The sequence below is a fragment of the Streptomyces sp. NPDC058985 genome, assembly GCF_042740985.1.
Taxonomy (GTDB): domain Bacteria; phylum Actinomycetota; class Actinomycetes; order Streptomycetales; family Streptomycetaceae; genus Streptomyces.
In genome coordinates this window covers 23647-38878 of record NZ_JBHYJX010000033.1, presented here as the reverse complement: position 1 = coordinate 38878, position 15232 = coordinate 23647, and the positions used below count along the sequence as shown (strand labels likewise).

The following is a 15232-nucleotide window of genomic DNA, read 5'->3' as shown; positions in this document are numbered from 1 at the left end:
ATCTTGCGCCGGACAGCCCGGGGCGCGGGGTTGGTGGGCGACCGCCGGTGCGTCGTGGCCTGTCGCGCAGTTCCCCGCGCCCCTTGGGCGTACGGCGATCCTCGGTCTACATGATCGGGTCGGGCTCCCGGGCCAGGTCGGCCGCACCGACCAGGCCCGCCTTGTTGCCGAGTTGTGCGGCGACCACGTCGGCGACCGGGCGCCAGTTGCCGCCGACCAGCCACCGCTTGTAGGACTTGCGGATCGGGTCGAGGACCAGGTCCCCCTCGTCGGAGAGGCCGCCGCCGACGATGAAGGCGGACGGGTCGAAGAGGGAGGCCAGGTCGGCGAGGCCGGCGCCGGCCCAGCGGGCCAGTTCACGGTAGGAGTCGACGGCGACCGGGCAGCCCTGGCGGGCGGCCACGGAGATGTGCTTGCCCTCGATGCCCTCGGGGGTGCCGTCGCCGAGCGCGAGCAGCACCTCGGCGCGCTCGGGGGTGGCGTTGGCGCGCTGCTTGGCGTACCTCACCAGGGCCCGCCCGGAGGCGTACTGCTCCCAGCAGCCCTGCGAGCCGCAGCCGCACAGCAGCCCGTCCGGCACCATGCGGATGTGGCCGAACTCGGCGGCCACGCCGAAGTGACCGCGGCGCAGCTTGTTGCCGATGATGATGCCGCCGCCGAGGCCGGTGCCGAGGGTGATGCAGATGACGTTGCGGTGGCCCTTGCCACCACCGAACTTGTACTCGCCCCAGGCGGCCGCGTTGGCGTCGTTCTCCACGACGACCGGGAGGCCGACGCGGGCCTCGACCTTCTCCTTGAGCGGTTCCTGGCGCCAGTCGATGTTGGGCGCGAAGTAGACCGTGGAGCGCTGGCGGTTGACGTATCCGGCGGCGCCGATGCCCACTCCGACGATCTCGTGCCCCACGCGTGCGCCCTCCACCGCGGAGGCGATGGCGTCCACGATGGCCTCGGGTGTGCTGGGGGTCGGCACCTTGTGGGTCGAGAGGATGTTGCCTTCCTCGTCGACCACGCCGGCCGCGATCTTCGTGCCGCCGATGTCGACGCCGATGGTGAGTCCCATGAATCCCTCAGTTCGGTCGAGCCCCGCTATGGGCAACCGTACCCGAGGCGGGGCTCAGTCCAGGTCGATGCGCTGGCCCGGGCCGGTGCCCTCGTCGCCGTCGTCGCCGCCGCCGTCCCGGCGTTCGGCCTGGTCGCGGGGGTCGCGCGGGTCCTTGGCCGGGGAGTCGCCGGTGGTCCAGCGGCGTTCCTGGTCCTGGACGGCGGAGCGGTAGGCGGCGAGGAGTTCGCCGCCGGCGGCGGCGAGGTGGTCGAAGACGTCCGGGTTGCGCTCGATGACCGGTTCGACGGCGGCCCTGGCCTGCTGGACGACCTGCCGGAACACCTGCTGGGCGGCGGGTCCGGCGACCTGGCCGAGCAGCGGGGACTGGAGGCCGGACAGCTTGTCCGCCACGGTGTCGACGAGCCGGCGCAGCTCCTCGGCGGCCGAGCCGGGCGGTACCCCGTACTCGGCACGGCGGCGGGCCTTCTCCGACTCCAGGTCCTCGGCGCACGCCGTCGCCCAGGCGTCGGCGTCGCTCGGTCGCGCGGCGTCGGCCCCGTCGGCCTCGTCGGGGCGGGGGGCCTCGGACGGGGGGAGCTGTTCGCTCATGACGGACTCCTGACTACGTTTCGTCCTTACGACGTTACCCGAACGGACTCGGGCCCCGTGGCGGGATCAGCGCCCCCGCGGCCACAGCTGCGGGTCAGGCGCGAACCGGACGGCGAGCGTGCCCTCCCGCAGCGCGGCCCCCTCGACGGTGCAGCGGCGCAGCGCGGACGGCAGCGGAACGATCCGGCGGAACGGTCCGGCGGCGACGACCAGTTCGTCCCCGCGGCGGACCAGGTCGAGTTCCTCGCGTACGGCGCCGGGCAGCGGGATGCGCCAGACCAGGACGCCGTCCTCGGCCAGCCGGTCGGTGACGGGCCACTCGACCGGGGTGACGGCCGGGCCGGGGCCCGGCGCACCGAGCGCGGCGAGGTCGTCGGTGCCGCGCGGATCGCGGCCGAGGTGCGGGAGCGCGCGGACGTCGTACGTGCCCCGCCACTCCTCCAGCGTCTTGCGCTGCTGGGCGAGGGGGCCGGTGAGCCAGCTGTCGGCCGGGACCTCCTCGGGCAGGACGCGGTTGGCGACCAGCAGGTCGGTACGGAGGCCGCGCAGGGCGAGGCCGAGGACGGTGGCGTGGATGGCGTCGGCGCCCGCCGGGCCGGGTTCGGCGACCAGCCGCGCGACGGTGTTCCGGTCGGCGACGACGGCTTCGGCGGCGGCGAGTTCCAGGTCCCAGCGGGCCGCGGCCTCGTACAGCGCCTCGGCGGGCATGGGGACGCCCGCGAGCTTGCCGAGGACGGGGCGCAGGGCACGGGCCGCCTGCCGCTCGGGGGGCAGCAGCCGGCGCAGGCAGCGGCGCAGCTCCTCGGGGGCGGCGAGCAGGGCGAGGGCGCGCGGGGCGGGCGGGAGGTCGACGACGAGGAGATCGTGCCGCTCGGCGAGGGCGGCGTCGCGCAGGGCGCGCAGCAGGGCGAGTTCGTCGGCGCCGGGGAGGGGGGTGAGTTCCTCGGGGTCGAGGCGGGCGGCGCCGAGGAGGTCGAGGGCGGAGGAGGCGCGGTCCTGGAGCGCGGCGAGGCCGTCCCGGAACCCCTGGGCGGCGTCCGGCCGCCAGACGGTGAGGTGGGGTTCGACGGTCGTCGGCGCCGGGCCGGTGCGCACCCCGAGCGCGGCGCCGAGGGTGTCGTCGCGGTCGGTGCCGAGCAGCAGGGTGCGGGTGCCCTGCCGGGCGGCGGCGAGCGCGGTGGCGGCCGCGACGGTGGTACGGCCGCTGCCGCCGGGGCCTGTGATCAGGATGGTGCGCATGAGGCTGAACGCTACCTTCGCGGGACGCCTGGTCGGCTCGTGACCGGCGTGGGTGCGGGGGCCGCGTCCGGCGTGGGTGCGGGGGCCGCGTCCGGCGTGGGTGCGGGGGCCGCGTCCAGCGTGCGTGCGGGTGGCCACGTCCAGCCCGCGTGCGGGTGGCCACGTCCGGCGTGCGTGCGGGTGGCCACGTCCGGCGTGCGTGCGGGTGGCCACGTCCAGCCCGCGTGCGGGTGGCCACGTCCGGCGTGCGTGCGGGTGGCCACGTCCAGCCCGCGTGCGGGTGGCCACGTCCGGCCAGCGTGCGGGTGGCCACGTCCAGCCCGCGTGCGAGTGGTCGCGTCCGGCGTCGAAGGGGTGCGGGGTCCGTGCGGGCCGGGGTGGGTGTCGCAGCCCGGCGTGGCGGGGTGCGCTCTCCTGCGGACGGGTGCCGCCCGAGCGGCACGGTCGGCCGCGGCGGAGCACCCGCTGCGGCGACGGCTACTTCGCCGGGGTTTCCACTCGCTTCTTCAGGCCCGCCAGCGCGCGGTCGATGATGACCTTCTCGGCCTTGCGCTTGATCATGCCGAGCATGGGGATCTTGACGTCGACGGTGAGCCGGTAGGTGACCTCGGTGCCCGTGCCCGCCGGGCGGAGCAGGTAGGAGCCGTCGAGTGAGCGCAGCATCTGCGACTTCACCAGCGTCCAGGACACCTCGTGCTCGCCGGTCCAGGTGTACGCCAGCGTCTGGTCGTCCTTGATCGCGCCGGCGTCCATGACCAGCCGGACCTGTTCGGCGCGCCCCTGGCCGTCGCTGGCGAGGACCTCGGCCTCCTTCACCTCGCCGGTCCAGTCCGGGTAGCGGGCGAAGTCCGCGATCACCGACATGACGTAGGCGGGTGCCGCCTCGATGGTGATGCTCGAGCTGGTGTGTTCCGCCATCGCCGTGGCTCCTCCGGATGCGGGCCGGTACAGGTGTCGTCGTGAGTCGTCTCGGGTCCCGTGCGCCCGTGGGGCGCACGTGTGTGCCGCGTGAAGGCTATCGCGCACGGACGCCGCGACGGCCACCACCTGCCTGTGCGGCCCCGGTCGGAAAAATCACCACTCCAGCACCCACGGCCGCCCGGTCGACGCGAAGTGGCCGACGTTCACGCACTCGGTGGCGCCGATGCGCATGCGGCGGGCCAGGGGCTGGTGCACGTGCCCGAACAGCGCGTACCGGGGCCGGGTCCGCCGGATCGCGTCCAGCAGCGCCCGGCTGCCCCGTTCGAAGCGCCGCGCCACCGTGTCGTAGACCAGGTCCGGCACCTGGGGCGGGATGTGGGTGCACAGCACGTCCACCTCGCCGACGGCCTCGATCTTCGCGGCGTACTCCTCGTCGCTGATCTCGTACGGCGTGCGCATCGGGCTGCGCAGGCCGCCGCCGACGAAGCCGAAGACCCGGCCGCCGATCTCCACCCGCTCCCCGTCGAGCACGGTCGTGCCGGGGCGGGCGTACTCGGGCCACAGCGGCGGCATGTCGACGTTGCCGTAGGTGGCGTACGTCGGGGTGGGGAAGGCGGCGAACAGTTCGGCGTACTGCTTGCGCACCGCCCCCTCGATCAGCTTCGACCGGTCCTCGCCGACGCCCGCCCACAGCCCCGCCCCGAACTCCCGCGCCTCGGCGAAGCGGCGGGCGGTGCGCAGCTCGACGATGCGGTCGGCGTTCGCGACGCCGAACAGGTCGGGGAAGATGCCGCGCGAGTGGTCGGCGTAGTCGAGGAAGAGGACCAGGTCGCCGAGGCAGATCAGGGCGTCGGCGCCCTCGCCGGCCCTGGCCAGGTCGCGGGCGTTGCCGTGCACGTCGCTCACCACGTGGACGCGCGTGCTCGTGTTACGGGCCGGTGTGGGTGCCATGGTGATCAAGCGTAAGCAGCGCGCGCCTCTTGTGAACAGTGGCGGTCGGACCTGCGGTTACTGGCTGGTCGGTTGATCCGTCGACTACTGTGCGCAAAGGAAACCCCATCCGTGTGACGCGTCGAACATCTCGCGGGGACCCCCTGTCGGAGAACGCATACCGACGGGTAACGTCCGGGCAGTCCAGTCGTGCTCAGGATTTCAACCACCTCCCGAGCACCAGCCCGAGCCTTGGACCGCACCGTCGCATCACACAGTGTCGTGGCGCCGGCGCCCTATGAGGAGCAGCAGTCTTGCGCGAGTTCAGCCTTCCGGCCTTGTACGAGGTCCCCGCGGACGGAAACCTGACCGACATCGTCCGCAGAAACGCCGCGCAGCATCCCGACGTCGCCGTCATCTCCCGCAAGGTGTCGGGCGCCTGGCAGGACGTGACCGCCCGCGACTTCCTCGCCGAGGTGCACTCCGCCGCCAAGGGCCTGATCGCGTCCGGTGTCCAGCCGGGCGACCGGGTCGGCCTCATGTCCCGCACCCGCTACGAGTGGACGCTGCTGGACTTCGCCATCTGGAGCGCGGGCGCGATCACCGTGCCGGTGTACGAGACCAGCTCGCCGGAGCAGGTGCAGTGGATCCTCAGCGACTCGGGGGCCACCGCCTGCGTCGTGGAGTCGGCCGGGCACTCGGCCGTCGTCGAGTCGGTGCGCGAGGCGCTGCCCGCCCTCAAGAACGTCTGGCAGATCGACGCCGGCGGCGTGGAGGAACTGGGGCGCCTCGGCCAGGACGTCACCGACCGCGCCGTCGGGGAGCGCGGCTCGATCGCGAAGGCCGACGACCCCGCGACCATCGTCTACACCTCCGGCACCACCGGCCGCCCCAAGGGCTGCGTCCTCACCCACCGCAGCTTCTTCGCCGAGTGCGGGAACGTGGTCGAGCGCCTGCGCCCCCTGTTCCGCACCGGTGAGTGCTCCGTCCTCCTCTTCCTGCCCCTCGCCCATGTCTTCGGGCGGCTGGTGCAGGTCGCGCCGATGATCGCGCCGATCAAGCTGGGCTGCGTCCCCGACATCAAGAACCTCACCGACGAGCTGGCCGCCTTCCGGCCGACGCTGATCCTCGGTGTGCCGCGCGTCTTCGAGAAGGTCTACAACTCGGCGCGCGCCAAGGCGCAGGCCGACGGCAAGGGCAAGATCTTCGACAAGGCGGCGGACACCGCCATCGCGTACAGCAGCGCGCTGGACACGCCGTCGGGGCCGTCCGTCGGCCTGAAGATCAAGCACAAGGTCTTCGACCGGCTCGTCTACAGCAAGCTGCGCACGGTCCTCGGCGGACGCGGCGAGTACGCCATCTCCGGCGGCGCGCCGCTCGGCGAGCGGCTCGGTCACTTCTTCCGCGGCATCGGCTTCACGGTCCTGGAGGGCTACGGCCTGACCGAGTCCTGCGCCGCCACCGCCTTCAACCCCTGGGACCGGCAGAAGATCGGCACGGTCGGTCAGCCGCTGCCGGGCTCCGTGGTGCGCATCGCGGACGACGGCGAGGTGCTCCTGCACGGCGAGCACCTGTTCAAGGAGTACTGGAACAACCCGGGCGCGACCGCCGAGGCGCTGGCCGACGGCTGGTTCCACACCGGGGACATCGGCACCCTCGACGAGGACGGGTATCTGCGGATCACCGGCCGCAAGAAGGAGATCATCGTCACCGCCGGCGGCAAGAACGTCGCCCCGGCCGTGATCGAGGACCGCATCCGCGCGCACGCGCTGGTCGCGGAGTGCATGGTGGTCGGCGACGGGCGGCCCTTCGTGGGTGCGCTGGTCACCCTCGACGAGGAGTTCCTCGGGCGGTGGTGCGCGGAGCACGGCAAGCCGGCCGGCTCGACGGCGGCGTCGCTGCGGGACGACGCGGAGCTGCTCGCCGAGATCCAGTCGGCGATCGATGACGGGAACTCGGCGGTCTCCAAGGCGGAGTCGGTACGGAGGTTCCGGGTGCTGGGGGCTCAGTTCACCGAGGATTCCGGGCACTTGACGCCGTCGTTGAAGCTGAAGCGGCATGTCGTTGCCAAGGATTACGCGGGGGAGATCGAGGCGATTTACGCCAAGTGAAGGCGCCTAGTGGGGTGCCGCTTCGGCGCCGTGGGCGGGTGCGGGTTCGCTGCGGCTGGTCGCGCAGTTCCCCGCGCCCCTGAAGGGCGCGCAGTTACCCCGCGCTACAGCAGCGCCTTCAGGTGTTCTGCCAGGAGGTCCCAGCGCCACTTCTCCTCGACCCAGGCGCGGCCCCGCTCCCCCATGCGGTGGCGGAGTTCGGGGTCGGCCAGGAGGGTGATGACGCGGTCGGCCGTGTCGTCGTGCGAGTCGCCGCGGACCACCCAGCCCGTCTCGCCGTCGAGTACCGCGTCCGGGGCGCCGCCGGAGTCGCCGGCGACGACGGGGAGGCCGGTCGCGGAGGCTTCCAGGTAGACGATGCCGAGGCCCTCGACGTCGAGGCCGCCACGGCGGGTGCGGCAGGGCATGGCGAAGACGTCGCCGGCGCCGTAGTGCGCGGGCAGCTCGGACCAGGGCACCGCGCCCGTGAAGTGCACGGAGGCGGCGACGCCGGTGTCCTCGGCGAGGCGGCGCAGGTCCTTCTCGTAGGGGCCGCCGCCGACGATCAGCAGGACGGCGTCCGGCTCGGCGGCGAGGATGCGGGGCATGGCCCGGATCAGGGTGTCCTGGCCCTTGCGCGGGACCAGGCGTGAGACGCAGACCACGACGGGGCGCTCGGTCAGGCCGAGGCGGGCGCGGACCTCGTCGCCGCCGCTGTCCGGGTGGAAGGTCTTCTCGTCGACGCCGGGCGGCAGCTGCGTCATCCGTGCGGCGGCCGCCGGGGTGAGCGCGTCCGCCATGCGCGAGCGCGTGTACTCGCCGAGGTAGGTGAGGGTGTCGGTCGACTCCCCGATACGGCGCAGCAGCTGCCGGGCGGCGGGCAGCTGGGCCCAGCCCGCCTCGTGGCCGTGGGTGGTGGCGACGAGGCGCTCGGCACCCGCCCGGCGCAGCGCCGGCGCCATCAGGCCGAGGGGTGCGGCCGCGCCGAACCACACCGATGTGCAGCCGTGCTCGCGGAGCAGTCCGGCCGCGCGCCGGGTCGCGCCCGGTGTCGGCAGCAGCATCGTCGTACGGTCCCTTACGACGGTGAAGGGCTGCTCGGCGTCGAAGGCGGCGGTGGCCTCGACGCCCTCGCGGCTCCGCTTCCAGGTGGACGCGTAGACGACCAGCCGCTCGGGGTCCAGGCGCAGCGCCATGTTGTGCAGGAAGGCCTGGATGCCGCCCGGACGGGGCGGGAAGTCGTTCGTCACGATCAAGGTCTTGCGCACGCCGCCGACCCTACCGAACCCTCCGTGCGGGCCGGGGCCCGGCCGCGTCCTGTGGCAGACGCACAGGTGTCCGGGTCATCATGGCCGCACCGGCAGGGCGGACGCGGACGGGCAGGGAGCACGTGGAGACGAGGGACGAGGGGCGGTCACCGCGGTGGCTGCTGACGGCCTGGGGCGCCACACGGCTGTTGCTGCTGCTGTTCGTGCTGAAGGTCCTGGTCTTCCCCGGTCCGGACGTCACCAGCGACGTGTCCGTCATCTACCGGGGCTGGTGCGAGATCCTGCGCACCGGAACGTTTCCGCTGGACGACGTCACCTGGCAGTACCCGCCGGCGGCGGCCTTCGCGGTCCTCTCCCCCGGGCTGCTGCCCTTCCTGACGTACGCCACGGCCTTCTTCGTCCTGGCCTGTGCCGTGGATCTGGCCGTGCTGGCGCTGCTGCGGCACGCGGGCCGGGGCGCGGGGCGCTCGCCGCGCGGGGCGTGGGTCTGGGTGGTGGGCGTGCCGCTGCTCGGCCCGACGGTGTACGCCCGCTACGACGTGATGGTCACCGCCGTCGCGGTGGCCGCGCTGCTGGCCGCGGGGCGGCATCCGCGGGTGGCGGGGGCCTTGGTCGCGCTCGGGGCGCTGCTGAAGGTGTGGCCGGCGCTGGTGCTGCTCGGGATGCGGGGGCGTGGGCCGTGGGTCGCCGCCGCGGTGAGCGGGGCGGGGCTGGCCGCGCTGTTCGTGGTGACGATGCCGGGGGCGTTCGCGTTCCTGACGTTCCAGCGTGAGCGGGGCACCGAGGTGGAGTCGCTGGGGGCGCTGGTGTTCCACGTCGCCCGGCACTTCGGCTGGCGGGGCGAGGTGCTGCTGAACTACGGCTCGGTGGAGTTCCTCGGCCCGTACGTGGGCGCGGTGAGCACGGTGGCGCTGGCGCTGAGCGCGCTCGGCTTCGGCTGGCTGCTGCTGTGGCGGCTGCGGGCGGCCCGGTTCGCGGCGCACACGGCGGCGGACGCGGCCTTCGTGGCGGTACTGGTGTTCACGGTCACGAGCCGGGTGATCAGCCCGCAGTACATGGTGTGGCTGGTCGGCCTCGCGGCGGTCTGCCGGTGCTGCCGGGCGACCCGGATGCGGGTGCCGACCGCGCTGGTGCTGGCGGCGACCCCGGTGACGGCGCTGGAGTTCCCGGTCCTGTTCGCCGACGTCGTGGCGAGCACGCCGCTCGGCATCGCGCTCCTGGCCGTCCGCAACGGCCTGCTGGTGGCCGCCGCCCTGATCGCGGCCCGCGCCCTGTGGCGCGACACACGGCGACGCACTCCCGCCGCCCGGGGCGAACGGCTCACCACGCCTCGCCCCACGGACACACCCGCCGTCGCACCGTGACCCCGCGCGCCGCCACCGCGAAGCCGGGCGACCCACCCAGCCCGCCCTACCGCCCCTCCCGCCGCCGCACCGCGACCCCGCCCCGACGTCCCCACCACCCGCGAAGCCGAGCCGGCCCACCCCGCTCGCCCCACAGCCCCCTCCGCCGCCGCACCGTGACCCCGCGCGCCGCCACCGCGAAGCCGGGCGACCCACCCAGCCCGCCCTACCGCCCCTCCCGCCGCCGCACCGCGACCCCGCCCCGACGTCCCCACCACCCGCGAAGCCGAGCCGGCCCACCCCGCTCGCCCCACAGCCCCCTCCGCCGCCGCACCGTGACCCCGCGCGCCGCCACCGCGAAGCCGGGCGGCCCACCCAGCCCGCCCTACCGTCCCTCCCGCCGCCGCACCGCGACCCCGCCCCGACGTCCCCACCACCCGCGAAGCCGAGCCCACCCCGCTCACCCCACAGCCCCCTCCGCCGTCACACCGTGCCCCCGCGCGGCACCCCCCACCCCCGAAGCCCCCGACCACACCCACCCCTCGACGAGCACCCCGGCCCCGGGGAGCAGGCCGCTTCGGACCGACCCAGCCGTGCCGCCCACGGAGCCTGGGGCGCCTCAGCCCAGTTCGCTCCGCAGGTACTCCCGCCAGCGCGCCGTGAAGTCCTCGGGTGTCGTCCCGAGGGTCTCGTCCATCGCCGCCTCCACCGCGCCCGCGCGCTCGTCGTGCGTGCCCACGGCGCGGTAGAACGCGTCCAGGCGGTCCTCGCCCCACTGGTCGGCGATCATGCGGCAGGCCAGCCAGCCGCCCTCGTAGGCGCGGGCCAGTCCGTCGGCGTCGGCGGTGAAGCCGAAGTCGTCGTCCGTCGGCAGTGCGCCGGGCACCCGGCCCTCGGACACCTCGCCGTGCAGTTCGGGAGCGGCCTCGTCGGGGTCGCGGTCGCTGCCTCGGTAGCCGACCCAGTCGGCGTAGCCCTCGGAGAGCCACAGCGGGGTGGCGGCGGTGGTGTCGGCGCGGGTGGCGACGTGGGTGGTCTCGTGAGTGAGCACGACCTGCTTGCCGAGGTCGCCGAGCAGCCCGTACGCGTCGGGATTGACGATGATCCGGTCCGCCGGGGCGTGCTCCCGGCCGCCGGTCTCCCCCGTGGTGACCGCGGCGATGCCCCGGTAGGAGGAGGCGGGCGAGCCCAGCAGGCCCGCCATGCCCTCCACGGACCGCGGGACGAGCACGACGACCCGGCGTGCCCAGTCGCCGTCCCAGGCGTCGGAGACGGCGGGCACCGCCCGGTCGGCGAGGCCGGCGAAGGCGCGCAGGGAGCCGGTGGACTGCCCGACGCCGAGCACCAGGCTGTGCGTGCCGCGCACCACCCGGACCGCGCCCTGGTCCCAGGGCTGCTGGCCGGACCCCTTCGCGGGCCGCTCGGAGTCGACGGACCACTCCCCGTCCGCACCGTCCCGGCTCAGCGCGACGGTGCGGTGCGCGGTGACGGCTCCCCGGTCGTAGCCGTCGACGCGGTAGCGCAGCTCGACCTCGGCGGTGGCGGTGTCGCCGCCGCGGTCCACGTCGGTCACCCGGTACGACCAGTCGGCCAGCGGAATCGCGCTCAGGTTGCCGAAGCCGGTCCCGGTGCCCGTACGGGCGTAGGCGGCCCGGTCATGGCCGAGGACGGCCGCCGCGCGCCGGTCCAGCACCTTCTGCACCTCGGCCCGCACCGGGTCGGCGGTGACCCCGCCACCGCAGGCCACGAGGGCGGCCAGCAGCAGGCACAGCACCACCACCGAGGAACCCGACACCCGCCATCGACCAGCCACCTTCCCGATCGTACGGGCGCGTGGCGGTACGGGTCACAGGGCGGCGCTCCGGACTCCGGTGCCGCGGCGGGTCAGACCCGGGTGATCGAGGAGACCGGCATCATGCCGACCGGGTCGTAGCGCACCGGCGCGCCGGGGTAGGGCGCGTGGATCACCTGGCCGTTTCCGGCGTACATGCCGATGTGGCTGGCGTCGTCGCGGTAGGCCACGAGGTCGCCGGGCCGGGCCTCGGACAGGGAGACCCGCTGCCCGGCGCCGGACTGCGCCTGCGAGGTGCGCGGCAGGCCGACCCCCGCCTGGGCGTACGCCCACTGGGTCAGGCCGGAGCAGTCGAAGCCGGTGGGGCCGTTGGCGCCCCACACGTACGGCTTGCCGAGGGCGGAGCGGGCGGCGGCGAACGCGGCGCCCGCGCGGCCGGAGGCCGGGCCCCCGGCGCCGGTGAGGGCGGTCAGGTCCGCGCGGCCGGAGCGGGAGCCGCGCTCGTAGCCCGCGCGTTCGTCGTCCGGGAGGGAGTTGAGCAGCGCGCGCGCCTTGGCGAGCTTGCGTTCCACGGTCTTCTTGTGGGCGGCGACGGCCTTGCGGCCCTTCTCCAGCTCGGCGAGCTTGCCGGCGGCCTCGGCGCGGTCCTGGGCGAGGTCGCGCATGGCCCGCTGGAGTTCCCGCAGCTCGCCCGCGTGGCGGCTGGAGATCCGGTCGAGGACGGAGGCCCGGTCCAGGTATTCGTCCGGGTTCGCGGAGAGCAGCAGGGCCAGCGACGGATCGATGCCCCCGGAGCGGTACTGGGCGCCGGCCAGCGAACCGAGCGCGTCGCGCATGGAGTTGATCCGCTCCTGCTGCCGGGCGATCGAGTCCTGCGCGGTGCCGACCTCCTTCTGCAGGGCGTCGGTGCGCGCGTCGGCCTTGTTGTAGGCCTCGGTCGCCTGCTCCGCCTCGGTGTGCAGGCGGTCCACCTCCGCCCGCCGGTCGTCCCGCGGGGCGGCCGGGGCCGTGGGCGCGGCGGTGGCCGGTACGGCGCCCAGGACTGCGGCGGCGACGGAGAGCAGACCGACGGCGGCGGCGGAGCCGCGGTCGGACCCGGACGGTGCAAGGCGGCGATGGGACCCCACGGGAAGCCGCACTCCTTCCGCTGGCGGACGGGGAAACGCGGCAGACAGTAACCCCGTGACGGGGTACCGGCCAACGACCTCCGGGTGCCGCGCACGGCGGCGCCCCGCCGCTGACGCAGGTCACCGGCGGGGCAGGGGGTCCACAGGCCGTGCCGTGATTCGCCCGAACGGGCGGCATGGCGAGGGCGGTTCAGGGGTGGCGCGTGCTCCGGGTCAGACCCGCACGCCGAACATGAACGGGCCGCCGATGGTGCTCATCGACTCGTAGCGCACGACCGTACCGGTGCGCGGCGCGTGCAGGACCTGGCCGTTGCCGGCGTAGAGGCCGACGTGGTGCAGGTCGTTGAAGAAGAAGACGAGGTCGCCGACCTGGAGTTGGCTCATCGAGGAGATCCGGGTGCCCGCGCCGGTCTGCGCCTCGGAGGTGCGCGGGATGCCGACGCCGGCCTGGGCGTAGGCCCAGGAGGTCAGGCCCGAGCAGTCGAAGGAGGACGGGCCGGTGGCGCCGTAGACGTACGGCGTGCCTATCTTGCTCTGGGCGGCGGCGAAGGCGGCGGCGGCCCGGCCGGAGGCGGGGGTGCCCTTGCCGGAGAGGACCTCGCGCTCGCTGCTGCGGGTGGCGCGCTGCTCCTCGGCGGCGAGCGCGGCCTTCTCCTTCGCGGTGAGCGTGTTGAGCAGCTTCTGCGCGGAGGAGAGCTTGCCCTGGACTTCCTTCTTCTTGTTGCCCAGTTCGGTGCGGGTGGCGGAGAGGTCCTTGAGCTTCTCGGACGCCTCGGAACGCTGCTGGGCGAGGTCGCGCTGCTTGCCCTGGATCTTCTTCAGCGCCTCGACCTGCTGACCGCTGAGCTGGTCGAGGGTGGAGGCCTTGTCCAGGTAGTTGTCCGGGTCGGCGGAGAGGAAGAGCTGGAGCGAGGGGTCGATGCCGCCGGAGCGGTACTGGGCGCTGGCCATCGAACCGAGGCCGTCGCGCAGCTCGTTGAGCTCCTCCTGGCCGCGGGCGACGTTGTCCTGGATGGTGGAGATCTCCTTCTGGAGCTTCTCCTGCTTCTCCTTGGCGCCGTTGTACTTCTCGGTGGCCTTCTCGGCCTCCTCGTAGAGCTTGTCGACCTTGGCCTTGACCTCGTCCTTGCTCGGCTTCTCGCTCGGCGCGGCGTTGGCGGCCTGCGAGCTGAGAGCGACAGCGGCGGCGGCAGCGGTGGTGAGCACGGTCACGCGCGTGCGGCTCGGCTGCTTGGGACGACGGTGGGACGCCACGGAGACGAGCTCCTTCTTGAGAGGGATCACCCGTTCGAGGGTTCGAGCGCTGACCCTAGTGACCCACTCGTGATCAGTTCAAATCCTCCGCCGAAAAATCCTGGTTACGCACCGCGTTCTTCGTCACAACTCACCTGCAGTGACGCTTGCCTGACACTACGTTGCGTGACAGTTCCGTCAATTCAGGCATAGGGCGCCTACGTTGCGGTTGGTGCGGAAGTGAACGAGCGGCTAGGAAAGCCGCTTGAGGAGCACCACGGACGCCACCGGGCGTGCGCCGGCGCGCGCCACGCCGTCGGCCACCTCGCGGTCGGTCGAGACGACGATGACGGGCCGTCCCGGCGGCTCGGCGCGCACGAGTTGGCGGATCAGCTCGTCGGCGGTGACGCCGGGCTTGGAGAAGAGCACCCGCACCCCGCGCGGCGGCGCGAGCAGCACCGGCGCCGCCAGTTCGGCCCCGTCGAAGACGCAGGTCATCTCGGCGCCGGTCTGGGCGGCGAGCTGGGAGAGCTGGCCGAGCAGCCTGAGCCGCTGCTTCTCCAGCGGCATCTGCGGATAGCCGGTCTTGGTGACGTTGTAGCCGTCGACGACCAGGTGGGCCTGGGGCAGGGCGAGCAGCTGGTCGAGGATGGCGGGGTCGTTCTCGGACAGGGCGCGCGCGGCGATGTCCTTCGGCGTCATCCGGCCGGGTTCGACCGCGTCCACGGTCTCGGCGGGCCGCACGGACACCGGGGGCAGCGCCAGCTCCCTGCGCAGCCCCTGGGTGGCGTCCAGCAGGGTGTCCAGGAGCAGCCGGACGCGCATGTCCTCGACGCTGCGCCCCTCGCGGGCGGCCTTGCGGGTGGCCTCCAGGGCCGCCTCCGCCTCCGCGAGGCGGGTCTTGAGCCGCCGGGACTCGCTCTCCGCGGCGGACACCTGGGTCTGGCCCTCGGTGCGGACGGTGTCCATCTCGGCCTGGACCTTGCGCAGCGCGGCCTCGCCTCGCTTGACGTCGCTGAGGGCCGAGCGCAGCTTGCGGTGGAGCGTCTCGGTCTCCTTCTTCGCCGACTCCAGCTCGGCGCGCAGCCGCTCGGTCTCCGTCCGGGTGTGCTCCCGGGCCCGGGCCAGCTCCTCGTGCAGCCGCTCCAGCTCGGCGCGGCTCTCCTCGTCGGCGCGCTCGGCGTCCGCGCGCTGCGCCTCCTCGCCGGCGGCGGTCACCAGCTTCACCCAGCCGTGCGGGCGCAGCACGTAGGCCGCGGCGGCCACGTCGAGCGGGTCGGCGGCGGGCGGCGGGGAGCCGGCGTCCAGGGCGCCGGCCAGCTCCGGCTGGGCGTCGCGGAACTTCTCGCCGATGCGCTGGCGGAACAGCGGGTCGCTCTCCACGGCGGCGGCCATGGCGTTGCCGGCGAACTTGGCCCTGCGGTTGGGGGCGAACCTGGCGTACTGCCTCAGCTGTGCGGGCAGCTCGGCGAGGGTGAGTCCGCCGAAGCCGTCGGACACGATCTGCACGACTCTGCGGCGCACGCCGTCGGGCAGCGGGCGGTCGAGCACCTCAGCGGCGCCGTCGCCCGGCCCCCCGTCGTGTGTCTCCACCATCCGTCATCCCCATGTCTCAGGGCGGTCCCGGCCGGGGACCGC

General features: G+C 74.0%; 12 protein-coding genes. 2 read left to right on the top strand and 10 right to left on the bottom strand.

Annotation, left to right across the window (positions count from 1 at the left end):
- Positions 1-106: 106 nt before the first annotated feature.
- The 5 genes from ACFW01_RS25770 to ACFW01_RS25750 form a co-directional block, all read right to left on the bottom strand.
- Positions 107-1060 (bottom strand): ROK family glucokinase, encoded by a 954-nt coding sequence (locus ACFW01_RS25770; RefSeq protein ID WP_122614970.1) that lies wholly within the window; start codon positions 1058-1060, stop codon positions 107-109.
- A gap of 54 nt (positions 1061-1114) precedes the next feature.
- Positions 1115-1651: a DUF5304 domain-containing protein gene (locus ACFW01_RS25765; protein ID WP_234953800.1), complete on the bottom strand. Its 537-nt coding sequence runs from the start codon at positions 1649-1651 to the stop codon at positions 1115-1117.
- 66 nt (positions 1652-1717) lie between these two features.
- Positions 1718-2890, bottom strand: a complete 1173-nt coding sequence (locus tag ACFW01_RS25760; RefSeq protein WP_384507037.1) for an ArsA family ATPase — start codon at positions 2888-2890, stop codon at positions 1718-1720.
- 477 nt (positions 2891-3367) lie between these two features.
- Entirely contained in the window at positions 3368-3808 is a 441-nt protein-coding gene (locus ACFW01_RS25755) for an SRPBCC family protein (protein WP_384507034.1), read from the bottom strand.
- A gap of 156 nt (positions 3809-3964) precedes the next feature.
- On the bottom strand, positions 3965-4762 hold the full coding sequence (locus ACFW01_RS25750) for a metallophosphoesterase (RefSeq protein ID WP_384507031.1): 798 nt from the start codon (positions 4760-4762) through the stop codon (positions 3965-3967).
- A gap of 293 nt (positions 4763-5055) precedes the next feature.
- Here ACFW01_RS25750 and ACFW01_RS25745 point away from each other — a divergent pair, with 293 nt between their 5' ends.
- Entirely contained in the window at positions 5056-6852 is a 1797-nt protein-coding gene (locus tag ACFW01_RS25745) for an AMP-dependent synthetase/ligase (protein WP_384507028.1), read from the top strand.
- 104 nt (positions 6853-6956) lie between these two features.
- Here ACFW01_RS25745 and ACFW01_RS25740 read toward each other — a convergent pair whose 3' ends face one another.
- Positions 6957-8099 (bottom strand): glycosyltransferase family 4 protein, encoded by a 1143-nt coding sequence (locus ACFW01_RS25740; RefSeq protein WP_384507025.1) that lies wholly within the window; start codon positions 8097-8099, stop codon positions 6957-6959.
- A 122-nt stretch (positions 8100-8221) separates the two neighbouring features.
- Between ACFW01_RS25740 and ACFW01_RS25735 the strand changes: the two genes are divergently transcribed.
- The gene (locus ACFW01_RS25735; RefSeq protein ID WP_384507119.1) at positions 8222-9463 is read left to right on the top strand and encodes a glycosyltransferase 87 family protein; all 1242 of its coding nucleotides are present in this window, start codon (positions 8222-8224) and stop codon (positions 9461-9463) included.
- 598 nt (positions 9464-10061) lie between these two features.
- On the opposite strand, the gene ACFW01_RS25730 is transcribed toward ACFW01_RS25735, so the two are convergent.
- From ACFW01_RS25730 to ACFW01_RS25715, 4 genes are all read right to left on the bottom strand, one after another.
- Positions 10062-11255 carry a hypothetical protein gene (locus tag ACFW01_RS25730; RefSeq protein WP_384507022.1) on the bottom strand — a complete coding sequence of 398 codons (1194 nt, stop codon included), beginning with the start codon at positions 11253-11255 and terminating at the stop codon, positions 10062-10064.
- Positions 11256-11326: 71 nt separating this feature from the next.
- Positions 11327-12361, bottom strand: a complete 1035-nt coding sequence (locus tag ACFW01_RS25725; protein ID WP_384507019.1) for an NlpC/P60 family protein — start codon at positions 12359-12361, stop codon at positions 11327-11329.
- Positions 12362-12574: 213 nt separating this feature from the next.
- Positions 12575-13615, bottom strand: coding sequence for a C40 family peptidase (locus ACFW01_RS25720; RefSeq protein WP_161328673.1), 1041 nt, complete (start codon positions 13613-13615; stop codon positions 12575-12577).
- Positions 13616-13846: 231 nt separating this feature from the next.
- The gene (locus ACFW01_RS25715; protein ID WP_384507015.1) at positions 13847-15190 is read right to left on the bottom strand and encodes an NYN domain-containing protein; all 1344 of its coding nucleotides are present in this window, start codon (positions 15188-15190) and stop codon (positions 13847-13849) included.
- Between the last annotated feature and the right edge of the window lie 42 nt (positions 15191-15232).

Bases quoted from the DNA above. Each gene is read 5' to 3' on its own strand.
- ACFW01_RS25760 (WP_384507037.1), bottom strand. From the start codon at position 2,890: ATGCGCACCATCCTGATCACAGGCCCCGGCGGCAGCGGCCGTACCACC.
- ACFW01_RS25765 (WP_234953800.1), bottom strand. From the start codon at position 1,651: ATGAGCGAACAGCTCCCCCCGTCCGAGGCCCCCCGCCCCGACGAGGCC.
- ACFW01_RS25750 (WP_384507031.1), bottom strand. From the start codon at position 4,762: ATGGCACCCACACCGGCCCGTAACACGAGCACGCGCGTCCACGTGGTG.
- ACFW01_RS25755 (WP_384507034.1), bottom strand. From the start codon at position 3,808: ATGGCGGAACACACCAGCTCGAGCATCACCATCGAGGCGGCACCCGCC.
- ACFW01_RS25715 (WP_384507015.1), bottom strand. From the start codon at position 15,190: ATGGTGGAGACACACGACGGGGGGCCGGGCGACGGCGCCGCTGAGGTG.
- ACFW01_RS25770 (WP_122614970.1), bottom strand. From the start codon at position 1,060: ATGGGACTCACCATCGGCGTCGACATCGGCGGCACGAAGATCGCGGCC.